Origin of the sequence: Kushneria indalinina DSM 14324 (assembly GCF_003385845.1) — a bacterium.
Lineage (GTDB): Bacteria > Pseudomonadota > Gammaproteobacteria > Pseudomonadales > Halomonadaceae > Kushneria > Kushneria indalinina.
The window spans coordinates 599,796-626,189 of the sequence record NZ_QRDJ01000008.1 but is presented as its reverse complement, the minus strand read 5'-3'; the positions used below and the strand labels follow the sequence as shown (position 1 = coordinate 626,189).

24 protein-coding genes are annotated in these 26,394 nt (G+C 61.8%); 8 read left to right on the top strand and 16 right to left on the bottom strand.

What is annotated here, in order from left to right; genetic code table 11:
- Positions 1–10: 10 nt before the first annotated feature.
- Positions 11–556 carry an oligoribonuclease gene (orn, locus tag C8D72_RS13805; RefSeq protein ID WP_115854997.1) on the bottom strand — a complete coding sequence of 182 codons (546 nt, stop codon included), beginning with the start codon at positions 554–556 and terminating at the stop codon, positions 11–13.
- 154 nt (positions 557–710) lie between these two features.
- Between orn and rsgA the strand changes: the two genes are divergently transcribed.
- A complete protein-coding gene (rsgA, locus tag C8D72_RS13800; protein WP_115854996.1) occupies positions 711–1,727 on the top strand; it encodes a small ribosomal subunit biogenesis GTPase RsgA in 1,017 nt (338 codons plus the stop codon).
- An 86-nt stretch (positions 1,728–1,813) separates the two neighbouring features.
- Here the strand turns inward: rsgA and C8D72_RS13795 are convergent, their stop codons facing one another.
- Entirely contained in the window at positions 1,814–3,142 is a 1,329-nt protein-coding gene (locus tag C8D72_RS13795; RefSeq protein WP_115854995.1) for an NCS2 family permease, read from the bottom strand.
- A gap of 185 nt (positions 3,143–3,327) precedes the next feature.
- On the opposite strand from C8D72_RS13795, the gene C8D72_RS13790 reads away from it, so the two are divergent.
- A complete protein-coding gene (locus tag C8D72_RS13790; protein ID WP_115854994.1) occupies positions 3,328–4,155 on the top strand; it encodes a sulfurtransferase in 828 nt (275 codons plus the stop codon).
- An 87-nt stretch (positions 4,156–4,242) separates the two neighbouring features.
- A complete protein-coding gene (gene asd / locus C8D72_RS13785) occupies positions 4,243–5,121 on the top strand; it encodes an archaetidylserine decarboxylase (protein ID WP_115854993.1) in 879 nt (292 codons plus the stop codon).
- A 45-nt stretch (positions 5,122–5,166) separates the two neighbouring features.
- On the opposite strand, the gene C8D72_RS13780 is transcribed toward asd, so the two are convergent.
- The 7 genes from C8D72_RS13780 to C8D72_RS13750 all read right to left on the bottom strand — a co-directional run bounded on the left by C8D72_RS13780 (position 5,167) and on the right by C8D72_RS13750 (position 14,704).
- Positions 5,167–6,648 (bottom strand): amidase, encoded by a 1,482-nt coding sequence (locus C8D72_RS13780; RefSeq protein WP_115854992.1) that lies wholly within the window; start codon positions 6,646–6,648, stop codon positions 5,167–5,169.
- A gap of 49 nt (positions 6,649–6,697) precedes the next feature.
- Positions 6,698–7,867 (bottom strand): M20 aminoacylase family protein, encoded by a 1,170-nt coding sequence (locus tag C8D72_RS13775; RefSeq protein ID WP_115854991.1) that lies wholly within the window; start codon positions 7,865–7,867, stop codon positions 6,698–6,700.
- Positions 7,868–7,926: 59 nt separating this feature from the next.
- The gene (locus C8D72_RS13770; protein ID WP_211308853.1) at positions 7,927–9,450 is read right to left on the bottom strand and encodes a M81 family metallopeptidase; all 1,524 of its coding nucleotides are present in this window, start codon (positions 9,448–9,450) and stop codon (positions 7,927–7,929) included.
- Complete coding sequence (locus C8D72_RS13765; RefSeq protein WP_342768075.1) at positions 9,447–11,120, bottom strand: ABC transporter ATP-binding protein; 1,674 nt, start codon at positions 11,118–11,120, stop codon at positions 9,447–9,449. Before C8D72_RS13765 ends, C8D72_RS13770 begins: the two co-directional genes overlap by 4 nt.
- Before the next feature lie 77 nt (positions 11,121–11,197).
- Complete coding sequence (locus C8D72_RS13760) at positions 11,198–12,088, bottom strand: ABC transporter permease (protein ID WP_115854989.1); 891 nt, start codon at positions 12,086–12,088, stop codon at positions 11,198–11,200.
- Positions 12,085–13,032, bottom strand: a complete 948-nt coding sequence (locus C8D72_RS13755) for an ABC transporter permease (RefSeq protein WP_115854988.1) — start codon at positions 13,030–13,032, stop codon at positions 12,085–12,087. The genes C8D72_RS13760 and C8D72_RS13755 overlap by 4 nt, the downstream gene beginning before the upstream one ends.
- A 52-nt stretch (positions 13,033–13,084) precedes the next feature.
- Positions 13,085–14,704 carry an ABC transporter substrate-binding protein gene (locus C8D72_RS13750; protein WP_115854987.1) on the bottom strand — a complete coding sequence of 540 codons (1,620 nt, stop codon included), beginning with the start codon at positions 14,702–14,704 and terminating at the stop codon, positions 13,085–13,087.
- A 303-nt stretch (positions 14,705–15,007) separates the two neighbouring features.
- Here C8D72_RS13750 and C8D72_RS13745 point away from each other — a divergent pair, with 303 nt between their 5' ends.
- Both C8D72_RS13745 and C8D72_RS13740 read left to right on the top strand, forming a co-directional pair.
- Positions 15,008–15,997 (top strand): LysR family transcriptional regulator, encoded by a 990-nt coding sequence (locus tag C8D72_RS13745; RefSeq protein WP_170140609.1) that lies wholly within the window; start codon positions 15,008–15,010, stop codon positions 15,995–15,997.
- Between the two features lie 126 nt (positions 15,998–16,123).
- Positions 16,124–16,420, top strand: a complete 297-nt coding sequence (locus tag C8D72_RS13740; RefSeq protein ID WP_115854985.1) for a YciI family protein — start codon at positions 16,124–16,126, stop codon at positions 16,418–16,420.
- 104 nt (positions 16,421–16,524) lie between these two features.
- Here the strand turns inward: C8D72_RS13740 and epmA are convergent, their stop codons facing one another.
- Positions 16,525–17,508 carry an EF-P lysine aminoacylase EpmA gene (gene epmA / locus C8D72_RS13735; protein WP_115854984.1) on the bottom strand — a complete coding sequence of 328 codons (984 nt, stop codon included), beginning with the start codon at positions 17,506–17,508 and terminating at the stop codon, positions 16,525–16,527.
- Positions 17,509–17,592: 84 nt separating this feature from the next.
- On the bottom strand, positions 17,593–18,159 hold the full coding sequence (gene efp, locus C8D72_RS13730) for an elongation factor P (protein ID WP_115854983.1): 567 nt from the start codon (positions 18,157–18,159) through the stop codon (positions 17,593–17,595).
- Between the two features lie 138 nt (positions 18,160–18,297).
- Between efp and epmB the strand changes: the two genes are divergently transcribed.
- The gene (gene epmB, locus C8D72_RS13725; RefSeq protein WP_245955263.1) at positions 18,298–19,332 is read left to right on the top strand and encodes an EF-P beta-lysylation protein EpmB; all 1,035 of its coding nucleotides are present in this window, start codon (positions 18,298–18,300) and stop codon (positions 19,330–19,332) included.
- Between the two features lie 35 nt (positions 19,333–19,367).
- On the opposite strand, the gene C8D72_RS13720 is transcribed toward epmB, so the two are convergent.
- The 3 genes from C8D72_RS13720 to C8D72_RS13710 all read right to left on the bottom strand — a co-directional run bounded on the left by C8D72_RS13720 (position 19,368) and on the right by C8D72_RS13710 (position 22,237).
- Positions 19,368–19,694: a protealysin inhibitor emfourin gene (locus C8D72_RS13720; protein WP_115854981.1), complete on the bottom strand. Its 327-nt coding sequence runs from the start codon at positions 19,692–19,694 to the stop codon at positions 19,368–19,370.
- Positions 19,691–20,734, bottom strand: coding sequence for a M4 family metallopeptidase (locus C8D72_RS13715; protein ID WP_115854980.1), 1,044 nt, complete (start codon positions 20,732–20,734; stop codon positions 19,691–19,693). The genes C8D72_RS13720 and C8D72_RS13715 overlap by 4 nt, the downstream gene beginning before the upstream one ends.
- A 168-nt stretch (positions 20,735–20,902) precedes the next feature.
- Positions 20,903–22,237, bottom strand: a complete 1,335-nt coding sequence (locus C8D72_RS13710) for a lytic murein transglycosylase (RefSeq protein WP_245955262.1) — start codon at positions 22,235–22,237, stop codon at positions 20,903–20,905.
- A 200-nt stretch (positions 22,238–22,437) separates the two neighbouring features.
- Here C8D72_RS13710 and C8D72_RS13705 point away from each other — a divergent pair, with 200 nt between their 5' ends.
- Both C8D72_RS13705 and C8D72_RS13700 read left to right on the top strand, forming a co-directional pair.
- Positions 22,438–22,908, top strand: a complete 471-nt coding sequence (locus C8D72_RS13705) for a DUF4385 domain-containing protein (RefSeq protein WP_115854979.1) — start codon at positions 22,438–22,440, stop codon at positions 22,906–22,908.
- Between the two features lie 42 nt (positions 22,909–22,950).
- Positions 22,951–23,280: a 5-carboxymethyl-2-hydroxymuconate Delta-isomerase gene (locus C8D72_RS13700; protein ID WP_115854978.1), complete on the top strand. Its 330-nt coding sequence runs from the start codon at positions 22,951–22,953 to the stop codon at positions 23,278–23,280.
- Between the two features lie 4 nt (positions 23,281–23,284).
- On the opposite strand, the gene C8D72_RS13695 is transcribed toward C8D72_RS13700, so the two are convergent.
- Entirely contained in the window at positions 23,285–25,015 is a 1,731-nt protein-coding gene (locus C8D72_RS13695) for an HD domain-containing phosphohydrolase (protein WP_147301543.1), read from the bottom strand.
- A gap of 92 nt (positions 25,016–25,107) precedes the next feature.
- Entirely contained in the window at positions 25,108–26,331 is a 1,224-nt protein-coding gene (gene serB / locus C8D72_RS13690) for a phosphoserine phosphatase SerB (protein ID WP_115854976.1), read from the bottom strand.
- Between the last annotated feature and the right edge of the window lie 63 nt (positions 26,332–26,394).

Genomic DNA, 26,394 nt, shown 5'->3' with positions numbered 1-26,394 from the left:
TAAGGAAGGCTTACAGCGCCAGCAGATGCGTTCGGTAATGGCGCAGCTCCTCGATGGAGTCGCGAATGTCGTCGAGTGCCAGATGGGTGCCCTTTTTGGTGAGGCCCTCAAGCGCCGCCGGCTTCCAGCGCCGTGCCAGTTCCTTGAGCGTGGACACATCCAGATTGCGGTAGTGGAAAAAGGCTTCCAGCGCCTGCATCTCGTGCTGCATGAACCGCCGGTCCTGATGGACACTGTTGCCGCACATCGGTGAGGCGCCCTTCTCGATGTGCTGTTCCAGAAAGCGCAGGGTCGCCGCCTCGGCTTCCTGCGTGGAGACCGGGCTCTGACGTACCCTCTCCGTTAGCCCCGTACCGCCATGGGTGCGGGTGTTCCAGTCATCCATGAGCGCGAGCTGCTCATCGCTCTGGTGAATGGCCATCACCGGCCCTTCGGCGATGATGTTGAGCTGGCTGTCGGTGACGATGGTGGCGATCTCGATAATGCGGTCGCGCACTGGATCCAGACCGGTCATTTCGAGATCGATCCAGATCAGACGTTCGTTTTGAGTACTCATGACACTTTCCGGATAGACTTGAAGGGAGATTCCTCCCGATGCCCCTGAACGGGCCGGGATGAAACACGAATGCCCTCAAGCGTACAATTGCGCGACGCTTTCCACCAGCCGGGATCGGCGCCGGTGCGCAAGCCCACGATAGCCCAGGAGTTTCATGAGTCAACGCAAGCTATCCCGCCAGCAGCGCTGGCGTGTCGAGAAGGTCCAGGCCGAGCGTGCCAAACGCGCCGAAAAGCGCGAGCAGATCGATCAGCGCCAGCTGGCTGAAGGGGAATACGGCAGCGAACAGCTCGGCCGCGTGGTGGCCCACTTCGGGCGCAACATGGAAGTGGAAGGCACCGACGGCGTGCGCCACCTGTGCCATCTTAGGGCCAATCTCGATACCCTGGTCACCGGTGACCGGGTCAGCTGGCGCGAGGCAAGCGATGGCACCGGCGTGGTCGAGGCACGCCTGGAGCGTTACTCGACGCTGGAGCGCCCTGACGCCCGCGGCCGGCTCAAGAGTGTGGCGGCCAACATCGATCGCATCATGATCGTGTTTGCCGTGGAGCCCGAGCCTCACCCCTTTCTGATCGACCGCTATCTGGTCGCCGCCGAGGCCACCGGCATCGCCCCGGCGCTGGTGCTCAACAAGATCGACCTGCTCGATGAGCATCACGCGCTGCACGCGCTTGCCAGCCGTTACCGCGCGCTGGGCTACCCGGTCATCGGCGCCTCGACCCGGCGTGACGACGGTCTTGAGGATCTGATCGCCGCCATGGATGACACCACGGCCGTCTTTGTTGGCCAGAGCGGGGTGGGCAAGTCCTCCCTGATCGATGCGCTGTTGCCCGACGAGTCACTGGCGGTGGGCGAGCTCTCGGTGGACAGTCGCAAGGGCCGTCACACCACCACCACGGCCCGGCTTTACCACTTCAGCCAGGGCAGCGGCGCACTGATCGACTCCCCCGGTATCCGCGAGTTCGGTCTGGGCCATCTTGATGAACAGCAGGTCGAAAACGGCTTTATCGAGTTTCGCCCCTATCTGGGCCACTGCCGCTTTCGCGACTGCCGCCACCGCCTTGAACCCGGCTGCGCCATTCTCGAGGCGGCAGAAACCGGCGAGATCCTTCCCGAGCGACTGGAGAGCTTTCGCCGCATCGTGCATGAGCTCAACGCCCCACCGCGCTGATCGCCTGACCCCGTGCCGCCGACACAAAAAGGGCCGCCCTCGGGCGGCCCTTTTCAGGCGTGATGCCGGAATTTCCCTGAAGCGCCCTACTCCTGAAACAGCAACAGCAGCGACAGCGCGGCCAGAATCCACATGGTCGGGCGAATCTCGTGACGCTTGCCAACGCCTGCCTTGACCACCACAAACGCCAGAAAGCCGAAGACCACGCCATGGGTGATCGAGTAGGTCAGCGGGATCAGGATCATGGCGATAAAGGCCGGAATGGCGTCATCAAACTCATACCAGTTGATGTGGCGAATCGGGTCGAGCATGAACACGCCCACCATGATCAGCGCCGGCGCCGTGGCGATCGAGGGCACCAGCGACAAGAGCGGCGACAAAAAGAGAAACGGCAGAAAGAGCAGCGCCGCCGTCACCGCCACCAGGCCCGAGCGTCCGCCCTGGCTGATGCCCGCCGCCGACTCCACATAGGCGTTGGCCGGACTGGTGCCCAGCGGCGCCGAAATGACCGCCGACATGGCATCCACCATCATGGACTGGCGAATGTTGCGCGGCTCGCCGTTGCGATCGAGCAGCTTGCCGGCCTGGCACACGCCCATAAACGTCGATAGGGCGTCAAAAAACGTGGTGAACAGCACCACAAAAATAAACGGCCAGTAAATGACATTGAGCGCCCCGATCAGATCCAGCTGTCCCACGGCGCTGAAATCCGGCAGCGCAAAGATGCCTTCGAAATTGACCAGTGTCGCACTGCCCGTGGGAGAGAACGCGCTGGCATCGCCCCAGAGCCGCCCGATGGCCGTGGCCATTACCGTGGTTGCAACAATCCCGATGATCAGCGCGCCCGGCATGTTGCGCGCCACCAGAACCGCTGTAATGGCGAGCCCGATCAGAAAGGTCACAAGCGTCGGCGACATCTCGCCCAGTCCCACCACGGTGGCCGGATTGCTGACCAGAAAGCCCGCATTGACCAGGCCAATGACCGTAATGAAAAGCCCGATGCCACAGGAGATCGCATAGCGTAGCTGTGCCGGGATGGCATCGATGATATAGCGGCGCACGTTGAACACCGCCAGCACGGCAAACAGAATCCCCGCCCAGAACACGCAGCCCAGCGCCGTCTGCCAGGGAATGCCCGCCCCGATGACCATCGTGTAGGTAAACAGCGCATTGATGCCCATGCCCGGTGCGACCAGGATCGGGTTGCGCGCATAAAGCCCCATCATCAGGCTGCCAAAGAAACTGACCAGCACGGTGGCGGTCAGAGCACTGGCAAAGGGAATCCCCGCAGCACTCATGATGGTCGGGTTGACCACAATGATGTACATGGCCGCCAGGAAGGTGGCGATCCCGGCCAGGATATCGCGACGTACGCTGCTGCCCTGACTTGTTATTTTAAAAAATGATTCGAGCACGCTGACTCTCCACTTGCACTGTTGTCCGTTCTGATACCTGATTTATGGTCGAGTCATTGCAGGTGATGTTGTCAAAACACCGCTGTTCCTGAAGACCGGCATTGCCACCGTTCGCGAGGTGCCATCGAGTATGCAATGCTTGGGGCCCATGTTAACCCGCTCGCGTCGCTAAAAGGAGAGTGAGGATGTCACAGGATGAGGCAAGGTTCCCCCGAATTATCGAGGCCCAGGCGCTATCCGCGCATCTTGAGGCACCCGATCTTTTGATCATTGATGTTCCCGCCAATGCCCAGAGCTATCGTGACGGCCACGTGCCGGGGGCGATCTTTCTCGATTATCGCCGCCTGCTGTCGGGCCAGCCGCCGGTCGCCAACGACGTCCCCGACGAAGCGGCTTTATCGACGCTTTTTTCCGAGCTTGGCCTGACGCCGAAGACGCATGTGATCGTCTATGACGATGAAGGTGGCGGCTGGGCCGGTCGGCTGGCCTGGACGCTGACCCTGCTGGGTCACGATCAGTGGTCCTATCTCAACGGCGGCATTCACGCCTGGAAGGGAGAAAACCTGCCCGTCGCGACCGACGAGACAGCCCCCACGCCATCGCATTATGACGCCCGCATCGAACGCCCGGCGCTGATCATTCGACGCGAGGAGCTGATCGAACGGCTTGAAGACCCCACTCTTGCCATCTGGGATGCGCGCAGCCCCGACGAATATGACGGCCTCAAGGGCAACAATCAGCGGTTGGGTCATATCCCGGGTGCGGTCAATCTGGACTGGATCAAAACCATGGATCAAGGCCGTCAGCTGCGCCTGCGCGATCTATCGGAACTGATGGGGGATCTGGTCGCCATGGGGATCGACGCGGAAAGCGAAATTGCCACTCATTGCCAGAGCCACCATCGCAGCGGCCTGACCTGGATGATCGGTCACACGCTGGGCTACAACATTCGCGCCTATCCCGGCTCGTGGCAGGAGTGGGGCAACCGGGACGACACACCCATCGAGACCTGATGATCCGCCCCTGCCGGCCATGGGCTTGAGCCTCCGGCAGGGGTATGCAACATTGCCCTCACTCATCACTGCCTTCTGGTGCCCCTTTTGAATCGTGATCGTCTGTTTGCCCTGCTGCAATATCCGCTGCCCCAGCACGCCATCTCCCGACTGGCGGGACAGTTTGCCGATTCGCGCACGCCCTGGATTCGCGATACGTTCATCCAGCGCTTTGCCCGTCACTATGACGTTGACATGAGCGAGGCCCTCAATCCCGATCTGAGCAGCTACAAGAGCTTCAACGAGTTCTTCACCCGGCCGCTGCGCCCCGATGCCCGCCCGATCGACTCAGGGATCGTCTCCCCGGCCGACGGCGTGCTCTCCCAGTTCGGGCGCATCGATTACGGCACGCTCATGCAGGCCAAGGGCCACGCCTACTCGCTGACCGCCCTGCTCGGCGGTGACGAAGCCGCCGCGACCGAGCTGCGCGACGGCAGTTTCGCCACGGTCTATCTCTCCCCGAGGGATTATCACCGCGTGCACATGCCGCTTGAAGGGCGTTTGATCCGCACCATCTACGTGCCCGGCCGGCTCTTTTCGGTCAATCAGGCCACCGCCCGCGAAGTGCCGAACCTGTTTGCCCGCAACGAGCGGCTGGTATGTCTGTTCGAGACCGAGCTGGGACCCATGGCGCTGGTGCTGGTGGGGGCGATGATCGTCGCCGGAATCGAGACCATCTGGGCCGGCCAGGTCACACCGCAGTCCCGCCAGCCCCAGGGCACCGCCTGGAACAACGCCGATGTCACACTGGGCAAGGGCGATGAGATGGGCCGCTTTCATCTGGGGTCCTCTGTCGTCATGTGTCTGCCAAAGGCCTATACCTTCAACGACACACTCACGCCCGGCATGAAGATTCGTCTGGGCCAGCAGCTGGCGCCTGACCCCACCATCCCGGCCGATACGCTCACCCCCGAAGAGCTGTCCTGAGCCCTGAATCAATTCGTCGAACAAGGGGGCCTTGCCTTGCCCTGATCAGCACGGGCCGTCTTTTTTAAACGCATCGGGCAGCGCATTGATCCATTCGCTGGCGGCCGCTTCATAAGCGCTCGCCAGTGCCAGCATGGCGCGCTCGGCCCGATGACGCCCGATCAGTTGAATCCCCATTGGCAGCCCCATCGGGCCAAACCCTGCCGGCAGACTGATCACCGGACAGCCGGAAAGCGAGCCGGGAATCACCACTTCCATCCAGCGGTGATAGGTATCCATCGACCGTCCATCAATCTCGGTGGGCCAGCGCTGCGCCACCGGAAAGGGAAAGACCTGCGCCGATGGCAGGGCCAGATAATCAAAGTACTCAAAAAGCTTGATCAGACAGGCGTACCAGCGACTGCGAATTCGATTGGCCTCCAGCACCTGCATGGCCGAAAGCGCCACGCCTCGCTCGATCTCCCAGCACGCCTCCGGCTTGAGCGCATCTCGACGGCTGTCGTCCTGCCAGATGGACGCCAGATTGCCGGCCACGGACCACTGTCGCAGCACCTGCCAGCTTGACCAGAGCGAGTCCGGATCCATCTCCGGTGTGACATGTTCTACCTCGCAGCCCAGCGCCTGAAAGACACCCAGTGCTTTTTCACACAGGGGCACAATGCCCTCTTCCATCGCCAGATATCCCTGCCAGTCACCGATCCAGCCGATGCGGGCACCGGCGGGCGGTGCATCAAACGGCGGCAGCAAAAGCCCGGGGTCTTCGGCAATGGAGAGCGGCACGCTCGGATGGGGGCCGGCCTGAAGGGAGAGCAGTCGAGCCAGATCCGCGACGCTGCGCGCCATCGGCCCGGCCGTTGAAAGCTGCTGACCGAAATTATCGCCGGTTGAAAGCACCGGCACACGACCAAAGGATGGGCGCAGGCCAAACACGTTATTGAATGCTGCCGGATTGCGCAGCGATCCCATCATGTCGCTGCCGTCAGCGACGGGCAGCATGCGACAGGCCAGCGCCGCGGCCGCGCCGCCGCTGGAGCCACCGGCACTCAGCGCTGGCTGCCAGGGATTGCAGGTCACGCCGAACACCTCGTTGAAAGTGTGCGAGCCCAATCCAAACTCGGGCGTATTGGTCTTGCCGATAAAAAGCGCCCCGGCCTGTCGCATTCGACCTGCCATCAGGCTGTCGCGCTCGGCGATCTGTCCGGCAAGAAGCGGCGAGCCCATGCTGGTGGGCAGCCCCTTCGCATCGGTCAGGTCCTTGATCGCCTGAGGGATGCCGTGCAGCCAGCCACGGCTTTTGCCCTGCTGCAGTTCAAGATCGCACTGGTCGGCTTCCCTGAGCAGCACATCATCGTCACGGCGTGACACGATGGCATTGACCCGCGGGTTGCAGCGATCGATATGCCCCAGATAGGCGCGCATGACCTCGCGACACGAGACCTCGCGCGCATGAATCGCCTCTGACAGTCGGGAGGCGTCCCAGCCAACGATCTCGCCTGGAAGATCAGCGCCCGCGCCGTGGTGAATCATGGAATACTCCCTCTGAATTGAACACTCGCACTAAAAAGTGATCGAGCCGTTAGAGGGCTTTCCCGCCCAGGCGCCGCTCGGCAATGCGTGCCAGAAGGCTCGCGCCAACCGGCAAAATGCCGTCATCAAGCGTGAAGGCCGGGTTATGCACCGGCACATTGCCGGCATGCCCCACCCAGCAGTAGGCGCCTGGTACCACCCTGAGCATGTCGGCGAAATCCTCGCTGCCCATCATCGGACGCGACAGCTGTGTCACCCCCGTGTCACCCACGATGTCCCGTGCCGCCAGTGCCAGCGACGCCGTCTGCTCGGAATGGTTTTCCAGCACCGAGAAGATATTGCGAATATCGACCTCGATCTCTACCGAGTAGGCACTGGCGATCCCGGCTGCCAGCTCCCGGATACGTTGATGTATCAGCGCTGCCACGTTGTCATCAAGACTTCGGATCGTACCGGACAGCGTGGCCGACTGCGGAATGACGTTATAGGCCGCGCCCGAATGAATCTGGGTAATGGAGAGCACTGCGGCATCCAGTGGATGGGTGTTGCGGCTGACGATGCTCTGCATGGCCTGGGTCAGTTGAGTGGCCACCACGATGGGATCACGGGCATTGTTGGGCTGCGCGCCATGACTGCCGCAGCCGTGGATATGAATATCGAAAAACTCGGCGCCTGCCATCGCCTTGCCGCTGAGTATCCCGACCTGCCCCTGGGCCAGATGAGGCGCGTTGTGCAGGGCGTAGATTTCATCGCAGGGGAAACGCTCGAAAAGTCGGTCGGCCAGCATTGCTCGTGCCCCACCCAATCCCTCTTCGGCAGGCTGAAAGATCAATACCACCCGACCGGCAAAATCAGAGTGCGCGGCGAGATAGCGGGCAGCGCCGAGCAGCATGGTGATGTGACCATCATGGCCGCAGCCGTGAAAGCGCCCGGCATGACGCGACGCAAAGGCAAGCCCGGTCTCTTCTTCCATGGGCAGAGCGTCCATGTCCGCGCGCAGGCCAATCGAAAGGCCCGGCCCCTGTCGCCCTTCGATGATCCCGACCACCCCGGTCTGACCGATACCGGTATGCACCTCGACACCCAGCGCCCGCAGGTAATCCGCGACGATACCGGAGGTGCGCTGTTCCTCGAACCCAATTTCTGGATGAGCGTGAATATCCTGACGAATACGGGTCATCTCGTCTGAAAACGCTTTAATGTCTGCCATGATCGCCATGATCGGCTCCTGTTATTGATGTTGTTGGCATTAAAGGCCCGGGACCCGGACGATGCGGTTCAGGGCGTAAAGGGCACGCCCAGCGGGGAGGTTCTGATACCCGGGCGCAGCCGCTGCCAGGGCAGTGTCGCCGGATCCACTGCCATGGGCCCGGGCGCGGCACAGACCAGAATCGCCCGAGCAATCGGGGCGAAATCGGCGCGAAAATGCACCGAGCTCTTGTTGACCAGAATATGCTGCGTCCGGGGCTCGACCCCGACCGAGCGATACATGGCCTGATCGGCCATCTGCGCCTTGCGACTGACCACGACCACCCGCACATCATCGATGCGAAGACAGGCCGATGGCCCCATGTCCAGACGCGCGCCGCCATAGTAGGGGCCGGCTGCGACAAATCGCCCGTCAGAGAGTGCCTCGACCACAAACGAGGCCCTGAACGGGGCATCGCCCTCAACGCCCGAGCGTCCACCCAGCGACAGATCAATCATTGCCCCGACCCCGGCCTTGTGCGCGGCGCGCGCGGCCTGTGGATCAAAGATATTGCCAATGGCCGCACCACCGGCACCGCAAGCGATCAACGCTCTGAGCATGCCCATGGTGTCGGAATTGCCCCCCGCCCCAGGGTTATCCTGCGTATCAGCAATCACTATGGGTGCCGATGACTCACCGGCCAAGCGCATCGCCTCGCGCACGCCCTCCTCGGGTGTCAGGACGCGACCGGCAAAGGCGGCTTCCTGCGCATTGATGTCGGCTACCAGCGCGTCAGCGATACGGTCCACCCTGGCCTGATCCTCGCCATAAACCAGCACGCTCGGGCCACAGTCGGGAATGTCGGCGGCCGGAAACCCGGTCAGAAATGACGCGGACAACAGGGGTGGTTTATCCAGCCTCTCAATATCGGCGTAGAGCGCGCGACACGGCAGTTCATCGGTGCACTGCCAGGCGATCGGCATCAGAAAATCAAGCTGGCGAAATGCCTTTTTCGGTCGCCCTTTCTGCCCGAGCAGCACCGCCATGGCGGCCGCACAGCGCCGGCCGGTTTCGGCCATGTCAATGTGTGGGTAGGTGCGATAGGCGATCAGCATGTCGGCTTCATTCACCATTAAAGGTGTGACATTGCCGTGCAGATCCAGTGACGCCACGATCGGCATCTGCGGCCCGACCAGCGCCCGAACCCGTCGCAGAATCTCGCCTTCGCCGTCATCCAGATGAGTCGTCACCATGGCGCCGTGCAGATCGAGATAGACACCCGCCAGCGGCATGGCATGCTCAAGATCGATGAGCAGACGAACAACGATATGTTCGAAAGCCTCTTCGGTAACATGGGCCGACGGGCTGGCAGCGGTCCAGAGGGTCGGCAGCAGCGTCCAGCCCTGCTCGCGCGCGGCATCCATGAACCCGCACAGCCCGACGTTGCCGCCGGCCAGAGCTGAAAAAAGCGCCTCACCCCGTGTCAGCGGTGCCATGCCGCCGCCTTCCAGAAAATCGTCCAGCGTGGCCGGACTGGGCGCGAAGGTGTTGGTTTCGTGCAAAAACCCGCCCATGGCAATACGAGGTGACGCCATGTTCTCTGCCTGTCTCATGCCTTTTGTGCTCCTGAGATCAGTCCTGTCGAGAAGGCATCGGATGAGCGCGACTCCGACACGTCATCAAACGGTTGAAAGGCCGCAAAGTCCCACTGCCGGCCCGGCGCGGCGGCCATCAGTGACCGGGTATAGGCATGTTCCGGCGCCCCCAGCACCCGCGACGTCGGCCCATACTCGACCACACGGCCCTTTTGCATGACCATGACGTCATCGCAGACCTGGGCGGCCACCCGCAGGTCGTGGGTGATAAACAACACGGCCACGCCCATGCGCGTCTGAATGTCTTCCAGAAGGGTCAGCACCTGTGCCTGCACCGACACATCGAGTGCTGACACCGCCTCATCGGCCACCAGCACATCGGGTTCCATCGCCAGTGCCCGGGCGATGGCGATGCGCTGACGCTGACCGCCGGAAAACTGATGTGGGTAGCGCGTCATCGCCTCTCCCGACAGGCCGACCATGATCAGAAGCGCCTCGGCCTGCTTTAGCGCCTGCGCGCGGGAAGTGCCGTAGTTGACCGGCCCCTCGATCAGGCTATCGCCGATGGTCAACCGCGGATTGAGGGAGCGAAACGGGTCCTGAAAGATCATCTGAATCCGCTTTCGATGCGGCTTCAATGCCGCGCGCCCAAGCGTTGAGATATCGCGCCCCATAACCCGCACACCGCCGCCCGTGGGCTCGATCATGCGCATCACGCAGCGTGCCACCGTGGACTTGCCGGATCCGCTTTCACCGACAATGCCCAGGGTGCGCCCCCGGGTCAGGGCGAAGCTGACATCGCTGGCCGCCGCCGTGCGCGTGTCCTGTTGGCCCCTCAACCGTGCCCAGCGCGAGTGCCGGCCATAGCATTTCTCCAGCTCGATGGCCTCCAGCACGATTTCGCGCTCGGTGACCGGCCGGGACGGACGGGGCTGCAGACCGGGCACGGCCATTAACAGGGAGCGGGTGTAGTCCGTCAGCGGGTGTCGTAACAACGCCTGTACCGGCTGCGTCTCGACCACCTCCCCATGGCGCATGACACAGACGCGGTCAGCGATATCGGCCACCACGCCCATGTCATGGGTAATGAACAGCACCGAGGTGCCGTGACGCTCCTGAAGCTGTCGAATCAGCCAGAGGATCTGCTTTTGAGTGGTGACATCCAGCGCCGTGGTCGGCTCATCGGCGATCAGCAATCTGGGTTCGAGCACCAGTGCCATGGCAATCATGATGCGCTGGCGCTGCCCGCCGGAGAGCTGATGCGGCCAGCTGGCATACATTCGCTCGATATCCGGCAGCTGTACCTGCTCCAGCATATCGAGAACGCGCGTACGACGTTCACCGGCCGTGGTCCCCTTGCGATGCATGACCAGCACTTCCTCGATCTGCTCGCCAACCCGCATCAAGGGGTTGAGCGCCGTCATCGGCTCCTGGAAGATCATGGCAATGCGACTGGCGCGCAGCTCGCGCAGTCGGGCAGACGACAGCGTTAAAAGCGGGGTCTCCTCCAGATAAATGTCACCGCCACGGTGTTCGAGCACGCCCCTGGGTAAAAGCCCCATGATGCTCAGCGACGTTACCGACTTGCCCGAGCCCGACTCCCCCACCAGACACAGGGTTTCGCCGGCGGCGATATCGAAACTCACGCCCTTGAGAATGTGCCGGTCAGGCTGGGTGTGACTCGACACGACCAGGTCCTGGACCCTGAGTACCCTATCGGACGACATCGCATGAGCGTCTTTCGAAGGAGCGGCTTTCGAAGCAGTCATTGGCCACCTCCACGCTTTTGCAGTCGGGGATCAAGATGATCACGGGCCGCATCGCCCAGCAGATTGATGGACAAAATGCACAGCGACAGCATCAGACCGGGCCAGAAGATCAGACCGGGCTTGATCTGAAAGTAGGTACGCCCCTCCGACATGATGTTGCCCCAGGTGGGCGTTTCCGTTCCCAGCCCCGCCCCCAGAAAGGAGAGAATGGCTTCGGTCAGAATGGCCGAGGCGCAGATATAGGTGCTCATGACGATCAGCGGCGCCAGGGTGTTGGGCATCAGGTGTCGCCACATGATGACCGGCAGACTGCTGCCCAGCGACACCGCAGCCTCGACGTAGGGTTCCTCTCTTGCCGAGAGCACCACCGAGCGCACCAGCCTGACCACCCGGGGGATTTCAGGCACGGTAATGGCAGCCATCACTGTCCATAGACTGGCACTGGTGAGCGAGACAATCGCGATGGCCAGCAACACGCTGGGTATCGCCATCAACCCGTCCATGATGCGCATGATCAGGGTATCCAGCGCGCGAAAGAAGCCAGCCAGAAGCCCCAGCGGCAGACCGATCACCACGCTGATCAGGGCGCTGCCGATACCCACGATCAGCGAAATGCGCGCGCCGTAGAGAATGCGTGAGAGCAGATCGCGCCCGTAGGCATCACTGCCCAGCCAGTAGTCATCACCGGCTGGCTTGAGACGCTCGGCAGGCGACATGGCCAGCGGGTCGTGCGGGGCAATCCACGGGGCCAGCACGGCCACAAGCACGATAAGTGCAAGGCACAGGGTGGCGGTCGTGACCATCCAGCCGGGGCGATGGGTCGGCCAGAGCCGCCAGCGACGCTCGGGCACCGGACCGGCGACAGCCGCAGGAGAAGGTGTATTCATCGGTAGCGAATCCTCGGGTCGAGCAGCGCATAGGAGAGATCGATCAGTAGATTGATCACGACATACACCCCGCTGGTGACCAGGATCAGTCCCTGAATAACGGGATAGTCCCGGGAGAGAATGGCATCCACGGTCAGGCGGCCAAGCCCTGGAATGTTGAACACGCTTTCAGTGACCACAACGCCTGTGATCATTAACGCAAACCCCGTCCCGATCACCTCGAGAATCGGTACCCCTGCGTTACGCAGGGCGTGTCGAAACAGCACGCGTCGCTCGCTGGCGCCCTTGGCATGCGCCGTGCGGATATAGTCTTCGCCCAGCACATCCAGCATGCTGGCCCGCGTCATGCGGGCAATCAGGGCGATATAGATGGTCGAGAGCATCATGGCCGGCAGCAGGGCGTGCTCGAGAAAGGCCCAGAGCCCGTCTTCGCTGAGGCGGCGAAAACCCTGCACCGGCAGCCAGCCCAGATCGATGGCCAGCAGCTTGATCAGCAGATAGCCGATCACAAACACCGGCACCGAAAACCCCACGACCGACAGCGCCATGATGACCCGATCAATCAGGCTGCCGTGTTTCCAGGCGGCCAGCACACCCATCGGCACCGCCACCAGCACCGAGAGCAGCATGCTGAACACGGCCAAGCTGACGGTGGGCTCAAGACGCTGGGCCATCAGCGTCGTGACCGGCAGACCGGACATTAGCGACGTGCCGAAATCACCCTGCAAAAGCTCTCCCACCCACCGGAAAAACTGGATATGCATGGGCTCGTTGAGTCCCAGCGCCTCGCGAATGCGCGCCAGCTGTGCAGGCGTTGCCATGTCACCGGCGATGATGGCCGCCGGGTCGCCGGGCGACAGACGCAGCAGTAGAAAAACAAACAGGGCGACAATGACCATGACAGGCACGGCCGCCAGGGTCCGCTTCAGACAGTAACCGAGCATGGGAACACCTCTGCAGACATGGGAAACACCAATACCGGGTCAGCCGCGCCATCTACCCCTCGCGCGACAGGTTCCAGAACACCGGCATCGGCGCATGCAGCACCCCAGTTAGATCACTGCGCCAGGCAGAAGGCGTGGCGTACTCTCCCAGCGGTATGTAGGTCACCTGCTCAAAGGCATGCGCCTGAAGACGCTCGGCAATCTCCTGGCGCGCCTCATCGGTCTCGGCTTTGGCAAACGCCTCGCGCAGGTCCTCAAGCGTCTCGTCCTCGGGCCAGCCAAACCAGCCGCCGTCGCGTCCCCGACCGTTGAGCATGGGGTTGACCAGGGGGTTCCAGACTTCCGGCAGAGCCCAGTTGGTAAAGAAGATGTTCCACCCGCCCTGATCCGGCGGCTGCTGGCTGGCACGACGGGTTACCAGGGTCTGCCAGTCCATCGGCTGCAGATCAACCATGAAACCGGCGCGTCGCAAAAGCTGTGCGGCGATAACCGGCTGCGGGCTGACCGTCGGGGAGTCCGTGGGCTGCAGCATGACCACGGGTGTGCCGTCATAGCCGGCCTCTTCCAGCAGCGTCTGCGCCGCCTGAGCATCGCCCTTGTCGGTCAGCGATGCCGGCGCCCCGGCCTCCGTATCCAGCGGTGTCGAGCAGCCGTACAGGGAAGGACAGGTCGAGTAATACTCGGGATTGCCCACCAGCGAGGCCAATACATCGGTCTGGTTCAGGGCCATTAGCGCTGCGCGCCGGATATCGGGGTTATCAAAGGGGGGATAGAGGAAATTGAGCCGGCCCATGGTCTGGCTGCCCAGCTCGTTGAGATTTTCCACCACGATATCGGCATTGGCCTGCAGGATGGGCAGCAGGTCAACGGAAGGTGCCTCGAGAAAATCGATTTCGCCGGTATTGAGCGCATTGAGCGCGGTCTGGGCATCGCTCATGTTGATCCACTCGACGCGGTCGACATTCACGACCTTGCCACCGGCCAGCCAGCTGGCCGGCTCATCGCGCGGGACATAGTCCTCGAATTTTTCATAAACCACGCGATTGCCCGGATCATAGTCCCCGGCCACGAAGCGAAACGGCCCGGACCCGACCTGGTCCTCGACGCTCAACATCTCATCGGGTGAGGTTTCGGCTACCCGGGTGGGCATGACAAAAAGCGGTATCGAGGAGGGCTTGGCCATCAGCTCGAGGACGTAGGCAAAGTCGGAGGACAGCGTCAGGGTCACGGTTTGAGCATCGGTGGCCTCGATACTGTCGACATGATCCATCAGCATCTGACCACCGCCATCGCGTGCGGCCCAGCGCTGGATGGAGGCCACCACATCGCCGGGTGTCACGTCGCTGCCGTCATGCCATTTGAGACCGTCCCGCAGTGTGAAGGTGTAGACCATGCCGTCATCGGAGACCGACCAGTCCGCCATCTGCGGCTGCGGCTGAAACGCCTCGTCCATGCCCAGCAGGGTATCGAAGATCATGTAGCCATGATCGCGGGTGATGTGGGCCGTGGTCGCCACCGGGTCAAGCACACGCAGTCCCGAGTGCATTACGGCGCGGATGGTTTCTGCCTGTACCGGCGTGGCCAGCAGCGGCATGGCACTGATCGCGGCGGAGGCCATCAGGCCATACGCGGCGCCTTGAGCGCCTTTCTGGAGCTCTTTGAGCGGTATCATGGTGCGTCCCTCGTTGAATATTGTTATGTCGTGACATGTTCCGGGTCATCGCTTGTTGTTGTTGGATGCGATGAGCCATGGCATGCGACCACGGGGATCAACCCGGCAGCGACACCGCACTGCACAGGTCACTTTCAGCATAACGAGGGCGCAGGGGGAAGCAATGCCATCGGCAGGAAGGCAGTGTTGCTCCAAAGGCAACACTAATGGATAGTAGACAAAGCGTTTTCATGATCGCGCCTGAAAGCCCAGCACAATAAAAAGGCCGTCTGCCCCGGTGCAGACCATCGCAGGAAAATGCCCATGTCTATCGTTCAGGAACAGCTGTTCAGTCAGCTCAGTCCGCGCAGCATTCATTACTTCAATGAAGCGATTGCGGCGGGCTCCATCCGCAGTGCCTCCGACCGACTGGATATCGAGCCTTCCGTCATCAGCCGACAGATCCGCCAGCTGGAACAGTGTCTTGGCATGTCGCTCATGGAGCGTCACGGTCGCGGGGTCAGGCCGACCGAAGCGGGAGAGCTGCTGTCCGACTTTCATCGGGAACGTCAGGCCTCCGAGCAGAGCCTGCTGGGGAGGCTGGCCGCGCTGGATGGTCTGGAGCGCGGCCAGATCCGACTGTCCATCAGCGAAGGCTATAACGACATTCTTGCCGGTGGCGTGCTGGGTAGTTTCAGTACCCGCCATCCTGCCCTGCAGATCACCCTGATGCTGGCCAGCGTCAATGAAGTGGTACGACAGGTCTTTGAAGGTCAGGCGCATCTGGGCGTGGCCTACTCGCCTCGCCTGATGCCGGGCATACATGCCGTGGCGTCTGTACGCCAGCCCGTGCATCTGCTGGTCAGACCCGGCCACCCTCTGACCCGAAAAGGAACCCCCCTGTCAGTAACAGACATTCTGAGCTGGCCGCTGGCGCTGATCGACCATGGCTTCGGACTGCGCCAGCTGATCGATACGGTCGAGGTCATCGAAAAGTGCCACTTCCAGGCCACCCTGATCAGCAATTCGCTGGCCACCCTCAAGCACTATGTCGCCAATGGCGACGGCGTGACCTTCATGGCCGAGGTCGCAGCCCACAAGGAGATCCGGCAGAAACAGCTGATCGCCTTGCCCATCGACCATCCGGTTTTCATGAACGCCGAAACGCATGTGCTCGCGCGTAGCGGGCGCCCTCTTTCCCCGGGGGCTCTGGAGCTTTTGCATCATATTCTGCACACGCCGCCCTTTTGCGAGGGCCATATCGACACCAGCGGGCTGCCGGCGATGAAAGGCCAGCCGGCAGACCCTGTTTGACGAGGCCTTCGGCACTGGTCATGTTGGCCCCTTCAACACTCGCATTGTGACGATCGGATGTCGCATGCAGGACACCACCGGGGCGCCCCGCCCCTTTCATCTGATTTTTTCGACAAGGAGCAAGACATGACGCAGTTTACCCTGCTGGCCTGGGACTACACGGATGAAGGCGCGCTCGAGCGTCGCATGGGCTGTCGCGAGGCGCATCTGGCAGCCCTGCGTGAGCTTTATCATCAGGGGCACTTCATCAGCGGCGGGGTCATTGTCGATGACAACGGCAAAATGATCGGCTCGAACGCCCACTTTCAGTTTCAGGACCGGGCAGCCATGGACGCCTGGCTCGAGACCGAGCCCTACGTAACGCAAAGGGTGTGGGAGCATATCGACATTCGCGAGATCAAGCTGCTCGACCCGCACGCCTGATACGCCCCCTCTGCAAGGCTCCGAGCCTGCACCTCCTTCAGGGCCGGGCTCGGGGCATCCTCATCACTGCGATATCGAAACCAGACGGCGTGCTGATTGCCCGATCAGCATCTGGCGGTGCCAAACGCCATGACACTGTCGATATCTGTCTGCCCAAAGGCGAGCATGATCAGGCGATCAACGCCCAGCGCCACGCCACAGCCCTGTGGCATACCGGCTCGCAGCGCTGCGAGAAGCCTTTGATCGGCATCCACCGGCGGTTTGCCCAGAGACTGGCGCTGGCGGTTATCCGCCTCAAAACGTGCCTGCTGTTCATCGGCATCGGTCAGCTCATCAAAGCCGTTGGCAAGTTCGATGCCCTCCAGATAGACCTCGAATCGCGAGGCCACCAGCGCGCCATCCTTGTCGGGTCGCCGTCGCGCCAGTGCCGCCTGCGAGGCCGGATAGTCCACCACCACATCAAGGCCGCCCCGCCCCAGTTGTGGCTCGATGACCAGCGACATCAAAAGATCGCAACAGTCATCGCGCGACCAGGCGGTGGTGTCGGTTCCTGCGTAGCGGGCGGCACTGTCACGCAGGGCCGCCTGCGTCTCCGGCGTGTCGCTCAAGGGGTCGATCGAGAGATATTCCCGGAACAGGTCACGATAGGCGCGCTGTCGAAGCGCCGTCAGCGGCGCCCCCAGTACGGTCTCGATCAGCCCGGCGACTTCGCGTATCAGATCCTCGAGCGAAAACCCGGGGCGATACCACTCCAGCATGGTGAACTCGATGTTATGACGCCGGCCTGTTTCACCATCGCGAAACGCGCGCGCGAGCTGAAAGATGGGACCGCTGCCGGCCGCCAGCAGACGCTTCATGTGGTATTCGGGCGAGGTCTGCAGCCACAGCCGAGTGGGCCCCTCCGGCGTTGTCGCCTGCAGGGAAAGGGAATCCAGATGCACGTCGCTGCTGCCGGCGTGCCCCAGTACGGGGGTTTCCACCTCGAGCACGTCGCGGGCTTCAAAGAAGCCGCGGATGCGGCGCATCAGACCTGCACGCGCGCGCAATACTTCCATGGTAGCGCCGGGGCGCCAGTCATCAGCACTCATGCAGGATCATCCATTGATGAAACAGGATAAAACGCAATCGCCGGGCCATGGGGCCCGGCGATTGCCGTCGTTCAAACAAGCGTCTTACGCGCGGCTGACGTACTCGCCGCTGCGGGTATCAATCTTGAGCGTTTCACCCTGATTGATGAACAGCGGGACGCGTACCATGGCACCGGTGGTCAGAGTGGCCGGCTTGGAGCCGCCCTGGGCGGTGTCGCCCTTGAGACCCGGGTCGGTTTCGATGACTTCCAGCTCGATGAAGTTGGGCGGGGTCACCGAAATGGGGTTATCGTTCCAGAGCGTAATGGTGTAGACCACCTGCTCCTTGAGCCACTTGGCGGTATCCCCGACGGCCTTTTTATCGGCGGCGAACTGCTCAAAGGAGCCGTCGGTTCTCATGAAGTGCCACATCTCGCCATCGTTGTAGAGATACTCCATGTCGATATCGAGCACATCGGCGCCTTCCAGCGATTCGCCGGACTTGAAGGTGCGCTCCCAGGTACGCCCGGTCATCAGATTGCGCAGCTTGACGCGGTTGAAGGCCTGGCCCTTGCCGGGTTTGACGAGCTCGTTTTCGACGATGTTGCAGGGGTCGCCGTCGAGCATCACTTTCAGACCGCCCTTGAATTCGTTGGTAGAATAGCTTGCCATAACGCCTCGTTGTTGTTCGCAGCCGCCCGTAGCATCGGGGCCTGCGGGGACAGTGAATGACCATAAGGCTCCGGGTCGTCGCCCATGAAGGCGCGCCGACTTCGAAGCCTCGGAATATGTGCGATGATAACGCGAACCATGCAGCCTGTGCAGACTATCTCTTTTTCCGCCGACTGCGACAACAGCGCCCCCCGAGGCAGCTGGCAGTCGCAGCTTTCCGGCGCCATTCGCGACCCGGAGGCGCTTCTGGCCGCCGCAGGGCTGGACAAACGCTGGCTGTCGGGCGCTGAAGGCGGTCATCAGGCCTTTGAGGTGCGGGTGCCGCAGGCCTATCTATCACGCATCAAAAAGGGCGACCCGAATGATCCGCTGCTGCGTCAGGTGCTGCCACTCGAGCATGAAACGCACGCGGTCGCAGGCTATGTGACCGACCCACTCGAAGAAGCCGATCATACCCCGGCAGCCGGGCTGATTCACAAGTACGCCGCCCGCGTGCTCATGATTACCAGTGGCGCCTGCGCCATCAACTGTCGCTACTGTTTTCGTCGCCATTTTCCCTATGAGGATCACGCCGCCTCCCGCGCGCAGTGGGGCAGGACACTGGATTATCTGCGTGAGGATGACTCGCTGATCGAGGCGATTCTCTCCGGCGGTGACCCGCTGGTCTCAAGCGATGCCCGACTGGCCTGGCTGGTCGGTGAGCTTGACGCCATCCCCCATCTCAAGCGATTACGCCTGCATACCCGCCTGCCGGTAGTGATTCCCGACCGGGTCGATGATGCGATGCTTGAATGGCTTTCGAACACGCGGCTTCAAAAGGTGATGGTGCTGCACATCAATCACGCCAATGAAATTGACGACAGCGTCATGAAAGCCTGTGAAAGGCTCAGGGGGGTAGGCGTGACGCTGCTCAACCAGAGCGTGCTTCTGCGTGACGTCAATGATGATGTCGAAGTACTCAGGGCACTGTCCGAGCGGCTTTTTGAGGCCGGTATTCTGCCCTACTACCTTCACGTGCTGGATCCCGTGGCAGGTGCGGCGCATTTTGATGTGCCGGACAGTGAGGCCGGGGCGCTGCACGACAGGCTCAGAGAACAGCTGCCGGGCTTTTTGCTGCCGCGACTGGTGCGCGAGGTGCCGGGAGAACGGGCCAAGACCCCGATTCAGGCCTGAAATGACGCATTGAAGCCGAGTGATCGAGCAGCCCGTCAGTCGTTGGGCCCGCTCTCCCACAGCGACACCAGCGCTTCCGGTGCCCGACGCTCGGGCACATGCAGGGTAATCACATCGCTGTCGTTGCCCACCGGCATGATGACAATGCGGAAATAGCGCTGGTCCCCCTGCCCGGCCTGATCACCGGGACACTTCAGGCCTTCGACTTCATCCAGCAGCCTGCAGACCTTCTTGCGCTGCGACAGCGAGCATTCGTGAAAGGTGATCTCGCGAGGGCGGGCCAGCGCCGGCATATAGGCGACGCCGCCTTCGCGTGCCAGACGAACGCGCGCCCGCTCGCCCAGGGTATGCTGATAGCTCACACGTTGACTCCTACACCCTGCCAGCCGTCCCGCACGGCCTCGCGTACTTCATCACCTTCAAAAAGGCGCTCGGCGTTGTCCAGCGTCAGGCGGGCAAAATCCTCGAATTCGGCATCATTGGCCAGCCGGTCATCCGTGAGCGTGGCGTACCAGACGCGCCCGGCGCGCTCCCAGCTGTAGCCCCCCAGTGCCATGGCGGTCAGATAGAAGGCACGATTGGGAATCCCCGAGTTGATATGGACACCGCCGCTGTCCTCGTTGGTTTCCACAAAATCGCGCATGTGCGCCGGCTGCGGATCGCGGCCCAGTAGCGGATCATCGTAGGCCGTGCCCGGATCGGACATCGAACGAAGCCCGGTGCCATTGATCCCCGGCGCCAGCAGTGCCCCGCCGATCGACCAGTCGGCCTCTTCCACCGTCTGGTTGGCATCATACTGGGCCACCATGACGCCGAAGACATCCGACACGGATTCGTTCAGGGCCCCGGACTGGTTGTAGTACACAAGCCCGGCTTCACGCTCGGTAATGCCGTGGGTCAGCTCATGCGCCACCACATCAAGCGCGCGGGTAAAGGAGAGAAAGATCTCGCCATCACCATCGCCAAAGACCATCTGATAGCCATTCCAGAAGGCATTCTGGTAATCCTCACCGTAATGGACGGTGCCCAGCAGCGCGCCACCTTCATCATCGATGGCGTTACGCTCAAAGATTTCCCAGAAAAAGCGATAGGTAGCGCCAAGATCGCGGTAGGCCTCATCCACGGCCTCATCACCGGTGCTGCCCTGCCCTTCACGCCGCACCTGGCGTCCCGGCAGCTCCATGGTATTGCCGGCATCAAAGATATAGCGCAGTGGTTCCCCCTGCCGGCCACGGCGAGCATCGGTAGGTGCCGTATGGCGCTCGGTGCGGGCCCTGAAACGTGAATCCAGCGACAGGGTGTTCAGCGCGCAACGGCGTTGGCGATCATCACCGTTTTCGATCAGGTAATTCAGTAGATGAGGAGGAATGACCCCGTACGGGTTGTTGCGCGTCGCCTTCATGATGATTCTCCGGCTGTGCGTGGCAGCGACAGCAAAACACTGTCGTCTAACAGCCAACGCTTATAAGTGACTCCCTTCATCAATAAGCCTAGTCGATCACGGGCAGGGGGTACTTGAAGGTGTGATGAATCGTCACATCGACTTTTGTCTAACCCTGCCCGATTTTTTTCACGGCTGGCGCAGTGCCTCCAGCACGCTGCTGCTGGGAAAACCATCCGGCGTTTTGCCCACACTGCGCTGCCATGTCCGCAGCCCTTCCCGGGTATTGGGTCCCATGATGCCGTCCGGCGTGCCGGTACCAAATCCCTTGTGATTCAGAAGGCTCTGCATCTCCCTTGTCTGGGAACGCGTCAGAGGTTTGACATCGCGCGGCCAGTCGCCCTGAACGCCCGGCCCGCCATCGATACGCTGGGAAAGATACGCTACGGCAAGAGCGTAGCTGGTGGCATTGTTGTAGCGCATGATGACGCGAAAGTTGGGACCGACCAGAAATGCCGGCCCCTGAGCACCGGCAGGGGTAATGACGGAGGCCTGGTCGAAGTTCGGCAGCGACTGGCCCTCAACGGCGCGAACGCCCTGTCCCTGCCACGCCTGGGTGGACTGACGTGTGGACAGCTCGGTTCGGGTGTAGTCAAAGCCTTCTGGCAGGGTAACCTCAACGCCCCACGGCTGACCGCGCTGCCAGCCGTTTTTGGCCAGATAGTTGGCGGTAGAGGCCATCACGTCAGTGATGCTGCCCCAGATGTCGCGCCGACCGTCACCGTCGCCATCCACGGCATAGGCCAGAAAGCTGGTGGGGATGAACTGGGTGTGGCCCATCGCGCCGGCCCACGACCCCAGCATGTGTTCGCGATCGATATCGCCTTCCTGAATGATGCGAAGGGCCGCGAGCAGCTGCTCCTGGGCAAAGGCGTGACGCCGACCCTCATAGCCCAGCGTGGCAAAGGCATCGATGGCCGAGAAACTGCCGAAGTTGCTGCCGTAGTTGCTCTCGATGCCCCAGATGGCCGTAATGACCGACCCCGGCACGCCGTAGCGCGACTGCGCCTGATCGGCGGCGCTGCGATGCTCGGCCAGCTTCTGACGACCGTTGTCTATTCGAGTCGAGGAGACCGCGCTGTCCAGATACTCCCAGATGCCCCGGGTAAACTCGGGCTGTGAGCGATCCAGCTCGATAATACGGGGCTGGTAGCGCACGTTGGCCAGCGCCTCATTCAGCGTGGTCTGCGAAATGCCTTCCGAACGCGCCTTCTGGCGAAAATCGCTGACCCACTGATCGAAGGATTCACGCTCGGCCGGCGTTTGATCATCGCTTTCCCTTGATGCCGTCTCGGCAGTCGCCGTGCTCGCCTGTGGGTCGCTGTCACCTGCCCTATCAGGCTTCTCTGCCGCGGCCTGCTCTGACGGTGAAGACGACGACGGCGAGGTGGCGCCGGCCTGGCAGCCCTGCATGGCGCCGCTGCCCAGCAGCAGTGCCAGCATCAGCGTGCGTGCTCGCGTCACCGAGACTCCGGCGTATCGATGTGACAAGCTTTTTCTCTGGAATCGTAATGGCATTACCGCTTTCCTGTCTGATGAGCTGAACTATCATGGCTGATAACGCATGACATTGACCACTGCCGGGCACGCGGCGTGCTCTGGTATTTCAGCATGACTTCATGGATGAGTTGCCGGGCAATACCGATGGATGAAAGGACAAACGCATGAGCAAGTCAAAAGAGGCCCTGCCCGGTCAGCCACAGCAGGAGGAGGGCGACAAGCCGGACTGCCGAAAGCACCCCGGGCACTACCGCGTGGGCCGCGGCGAACAGGGCGTGCTCACCGTTGAACCCTACAAGAGCGAGCTGCTGCCCCACTGGCGATTCAAGACACCCGATGACGCCCGGGCCTCGTCGCAAAAGCTTCTGGAGATGTTTGAAGACTATCGCGCCCGCGATGACTTTGTCGGCATGGACATGGCGCGCAAGTTCATTCAGATGGGCCATACCCGCGCCCGGCGCTACGCCAACTATCCCGGCGGGCGCAAATACGATAAAAATGGCGAGATTCGCGAGCGCCAGATTGACGAGGAGAAAGCCGAGTCGGCGGCCATCTTCGAAAAGGTCTGGATCCAGGTACGCGAAGACGAAGACTATCTAAAACGCAAGAAGGCCCATCAGCGCGACCATGGTTGAAAACACCATGGCGCTGAAAGACCTTCATCACGGGACATCGGTATGCCCACACTGCTTTTGCACCATCCCCGCGACATCGGCGATGACACGCTCGAACCGCTGGTAGACGCCCTGCACCGCTGCGCGCTGGATTCCGGCCTTTTCGAGGCCCGCGCGATCAAGGTGGCCACACTTGCCCTGTCCCATCCCCGCCAGGGCGGCGAGCAAAGGCCCTTTGCCTCGCTGCAGGTGCGGCTGTTTGCTGGACGGTCGCAGGAACAGCGCCTTGCGCTTTCCAATGCCCTGCTGGCCACCGTCAACGACCATCTGGGCGAGCGCATGAGTGCTACCGTCGAGATGGTAGAAACCGACAAGGCAACCTTCTCGCGCTGACGCCTCACCAGGGCGTCATGGTGCTGTCGTGACGCCCCACACCGCCCTCAAGTGTGCCGAGCTGTACCAGATCTGCACCCTCAAGCACCTGGTTCATGCTGTTGTTGTGGGTCAATTCACGCACCACCCGGACCCGCGACGGCAGCCCCCTGGCATCAAGACGCATGACCCAGGCCTGAAAACCGCTTGAAAATGCCACCAGCGAGCCGATCGGCGTGAAGCCGTAGCGCTTGACGTATCGATTGACGCAGGCGGTATCGAACTGACTGCCGGCATTGAAGATGTGGCGATAGATGTCCAGCGCCAGCCACGCCGGACGGTCACCGCGAGGCCGACCCATGGCATCAATGACATCCACGACGGCGGCCATGCGCGCCAGTCGATTCAGCGAGTGCCCGTCCAACCCGCGCGGGTAGCCGCTGCCGTCAAGCCGCTCATTGATACTCAACAGCACGTCGCGGCGCATGTCGGCGGAGAACCCGTCACGCTCGATGCGAAAGCGCAGAAGTTCCACGTGGGCATGTAGGTGGGAAAGCGTCGAGGCATCCATGGCTCCCTGATGCAGCCGCACGTGCTCGGGCAGCAGGATCTTGCCAAAGTCATGCACCATCGCGCAGGCCATCATCTGCACGATCTGCTCCGTGGTGCGATCACCACTTTCCATATCCGCCAGTCGTGTGGCGACCAGCAGACCGTGACAGACCAGCGGCGTGGAGTGACGTTCAACACAGGCCAGCGCATACAGCAGCGCCTGACGATCCTCCTGCAGCAGTGACAGCAGCAGTCGCGCCTGCTCACACAGCACCGATGTTTCAAGACTCAGGCCGGCCTGCAGGTTGATCAGCTGAACGCCCAGGGCGCGGGCAATATTTTTGACGTTATCAAAAAGGGGCAGCGCCGCCAGCGCTTCTTCCTGAGGTGTCGACACGGCGTCCATCTCAAGGGCAGCACTGCCTTCGTTAAAAAGCCGCGAAGGCGCCACGACACGTTCGGGTGGCGCTTCCAGACGCACGGCCTCACGCTCGATCTCGCGCACGTAGAACCACACCTGGCGTTCAAAATCGGCAAGGCTTGCGTCAAAGACCACCCCGACCAGCACATCGTTGCTGTTATCGCTACAACGCATGTGACGTACGCAGCCGGCCGCATCAAAGGCCTCCGAACTGGGAAAGACCGCTCGCAGGCGATGCAGTGACATGCCGATCTGAAAATTGATGGCATCGTTGACCGACACCGCAATCAGACAGCCACCGATGGAGAGATCCACCAGCCGCCCTTCGACCTCGCTGCCGCCGCGCTGCGCGGTCATGAGCATGTTGACCTTCATGCCGCGCTCGAGCGTGGCCCGAAACAGATTGCGCTGGCGGGTCAGCTTGAGCGAGACGGGCAGCGCCGAGCGAATATCGATCCGGTCCGCCTGCCCGTCGACCTTGAGCGGGCGCATCATGGCGCTGGTCATCGACATCGAGGTGTGCTGGATGTCCAGATAGAAGGGAAGGCGCTGGGTCAGCAGTGACTCGAGATCCTCGAGGTTGTTGGCCCTGAGCACACACTGATGCAGGTCGCGATCCAGCAGGGCCAGTGTGACGGGATATTGAACATCAAGGCCTTCGAAGCGTATCGACAGCCGGGCATCATTACCGGTCAGGTCGGCGAAGGTCTCGACGATTTGATCAGGCGCGCTGATGTCCAGATGGCGCGCCTTGCTTGCATTGAGATTGGAATCCGGAAACATGAGATCATCCACCGAGCAGGCCTGAGTGCCTAAATGCCCCGGATATCGGCATGTTACCGGCTTTCTTGAGTGCAAGACCCGGCGAGCGGGCGTTATCCCTGCTGCAGCGTGCGGTCGTCGTGACCCAGCAGATACAAAATGGCATCCAGCCCCAGAGTAGAGACCGAGATGCGCGCCTTCTCACGCACCAGTGGCTTGGCATGAAAGGCAATGCCCAGCCCGGCGCCTGCCAGCATTTTCAGGTCGTTGGCACCATCACCCACGGCCACGGTCTGCTCGGGGGCAATACCGTGGCGCTCGGCGATCTCTTTCAAAAGTACGGCCTTGCGCTCGGCATCCACGATTGGCAGCTGGACCTCTCCGGTGACCACGCCTTCGTCAATCACCAGCTCGTTGGCATGGACCTCATCAAAGCCGAGGCGCTTTTGCAGATAGCGGGCAAAGTAGGTAAAGCCGCCCGACAAAATGGCCGTGCGATAACCCAGTCGCTTGAGGTTGGTCATCAGGCGCTCCAGACCGTCCATCAGCGCAAGTCCTTCGGCGACCTCTTCGAGCACTGATTCGCTGAGCCCGTTGAGCATGCTCATGCGCTGGCGAAAGCTCTGCTGGAAGTCGATCTCCCCGCGCATCGCCCGTTCGGTAATCGCCGCGACCGCATCAAAAACGCCGTGGCGACGCGCCAGCTCATCGATGACCTCGGCCTTGATCAGGGTGGAGTCCATGTCAAAGCAGATCAGACGGCGCTGATGGCGCCAGAGGTTCTCTTCCTGCAGGGCAATATCGACCCCCTGCCCTGTCGCAAGGGTCAACAGCGCCTGCCTGAGCCCACCGGTATCCACCGCCTCGCCACGCAAATGATACTCGAAGCAGACCCCTTCAGCGGGTGCTGCCTCAACCAGCGACGATGGCCCGGACAGGCGCTGAATTCGCTCGATTCCAAGGTTCCACCGGCTTATCAATTGATCGACCTGCGCCAGTAGATCCACCGAAAAATGCGTGGCCATGAGAGTCATGACCAGAACCGGGGCCTGGTTCAACGACTGCCAGCGTTGTTGTGCCTGCTGATCGATCTCAAGCAGCGACAGCTCAAGTCCCGTTTCTTTCTCGACGGCCGGCCAGGCCGCCTGAAGACGCTGCGTCAGCGTCGAGGCATCCTCATCACCGTCCACCAGCACCTCAAACACGGTCTGACCCAGCGTGACCCGCTGATCGATATCCAGCAGCCGAACACCGCTGTCATCAAGCATCCGGCTCACAGTGGCCAACTGCCCCGGTTCAACCCGACCGGTGGCACGTACCAGCAGCCTTTGCGTCATGTTGTTCACTCACACACCCAAGGGGAAAAGCTCAAGGCCGGGGGCTGCCCCACCGGCCTTTGA

Bases quoted from the DNA above. Each gene is read 5' to 3' on its own strand.
- orn (WP_115854997.1), bottom strand. From the start codon at position 556: ATGAGTACTCAAAACGAACGTCTGATCTGGATCGATCTCGAAATGACC.
- C8D72_RS13750 (WP_115854987.1), bottom strand. From the start codon at position 14,704: ATGATACCGCTCAAAGAGCTCCAGAAAGGCGCTCAAGGCGCCGCGTAT.
- C8D72_RS13790 (WP_115854994.1), top strand. From the start codon at position 3,328: ATGTCACAGGATGAGGCAAGGTTCCCCCGAATTATCGAGGCCCAGGCG.
- rsgA (WP_115854996.1), top strand. From the start codon at position 711: ATGAGTCAACGCAAGCTATCCCGCCAGCAGCGCTGGCGTGTCGAGAAG.
- C8D72_RS13755 (WP_115854988.1), bottom strand. From the start codon at position 13,032: ATGCTCGGTTACTGTCTGAAGCGGACCCTGGCGGCCGTGCCTGTCATG.
- epmA (WP_115854984.1), bottom strand. From the start codon at position 17,508: ATGAGTGCTGATGACTGGCGCCCCGGCGCTACCATGGAAGTATTGCGC.
- C8D72_RS13745 (WP_170140609.1), top strand. From the start codon at position 15,008: ATGTCTATCGTTCAGGAACAGCTGTTCAGTCAGCTCAGTCCGCGCAGC.
- epmB (WP_245955263.1), top strand. From the start codon at position 18,298: ATGCAGCCTGTGCAGACTATCTCTTTTTCCGCCGACTGCGACAACAGC.
- C8D72_RS13700 (WP_115854978.1), top strand. From the start codon at position 22,951: ATGCCCACACTGCTTTTGCACCATCCCCGCGACATCGGCGATGACACG.
- C8D72_RS13780 (WP_115854992.1), bottom strand. From the start codon at position 6,648: ATGATTCACCACGGCGCGGGCGCTGATCTTCCAGGCGAGATCGTTGGC.
- C8D72_RS13695 (WP_147301543.1), bottom strand. From the start codon at position 25,015: ATGTTTCCGGATTCCAATCTCAATGCAAGCAAGGCGCGCCATCTGGAC.
- serB (WP_115854976.1), bottom strand. From the start codon at position 26,331: ATGACGCAAAGGCTGCTGGTACGTGCCACCGGTCGGGTTGAACCGGGG.
- C8D72_RS13740 (WP_115854985.1), top strand. From the start codon at position 16,124: ATGACGCAGTTTACCCTGCTGGCCTGGGACTACACGGATGAAGGCGCG.
- C8D72_RS13770 (WP_211308853.1), bottom strand. From the start codon at position 9,450: ATGAGACAGGCAGAGAACATGGCGTCACCTCGTATTGCCATGGGCGGG.
- C8D72_RS13775 (WP_115854991.1), bottom strand. From the start codon at position 7,867: ATGGCGATCATGGCAGACATTAAAGCGTTTTCAGACGAGATGACCCGT.
- C8D72_RS13715 (WP_115854980.1), bottom strand. From the start codon at position 20,734: ATGAAGGCGACGCGCAACAACCCGTACGGGGTCATTCCTCCTCATCTA.
- C8D72_RS13705 (WP_115854979.1), top strand. From the start codon at position 22,438: ATGAGCAAGTCAAAAGAGGCCCTGCCCGGTCAGCCACAGCAGGAGGAG.
- efp (WP_115854983.1), bottom strand. From the start codon at position 18,159: ATGGCAAGCTATTCTACCAACGAATTCAAGGGCGGTCTGAAAGTGATG.
- C8D72_RS13760 (WP_115854989.1), bottom strand. From the start codon at position 12,088: ATGAATACACCTTCTCCTGCGGCTGTCGCCGGTCCGGTGCCCGAGCGT.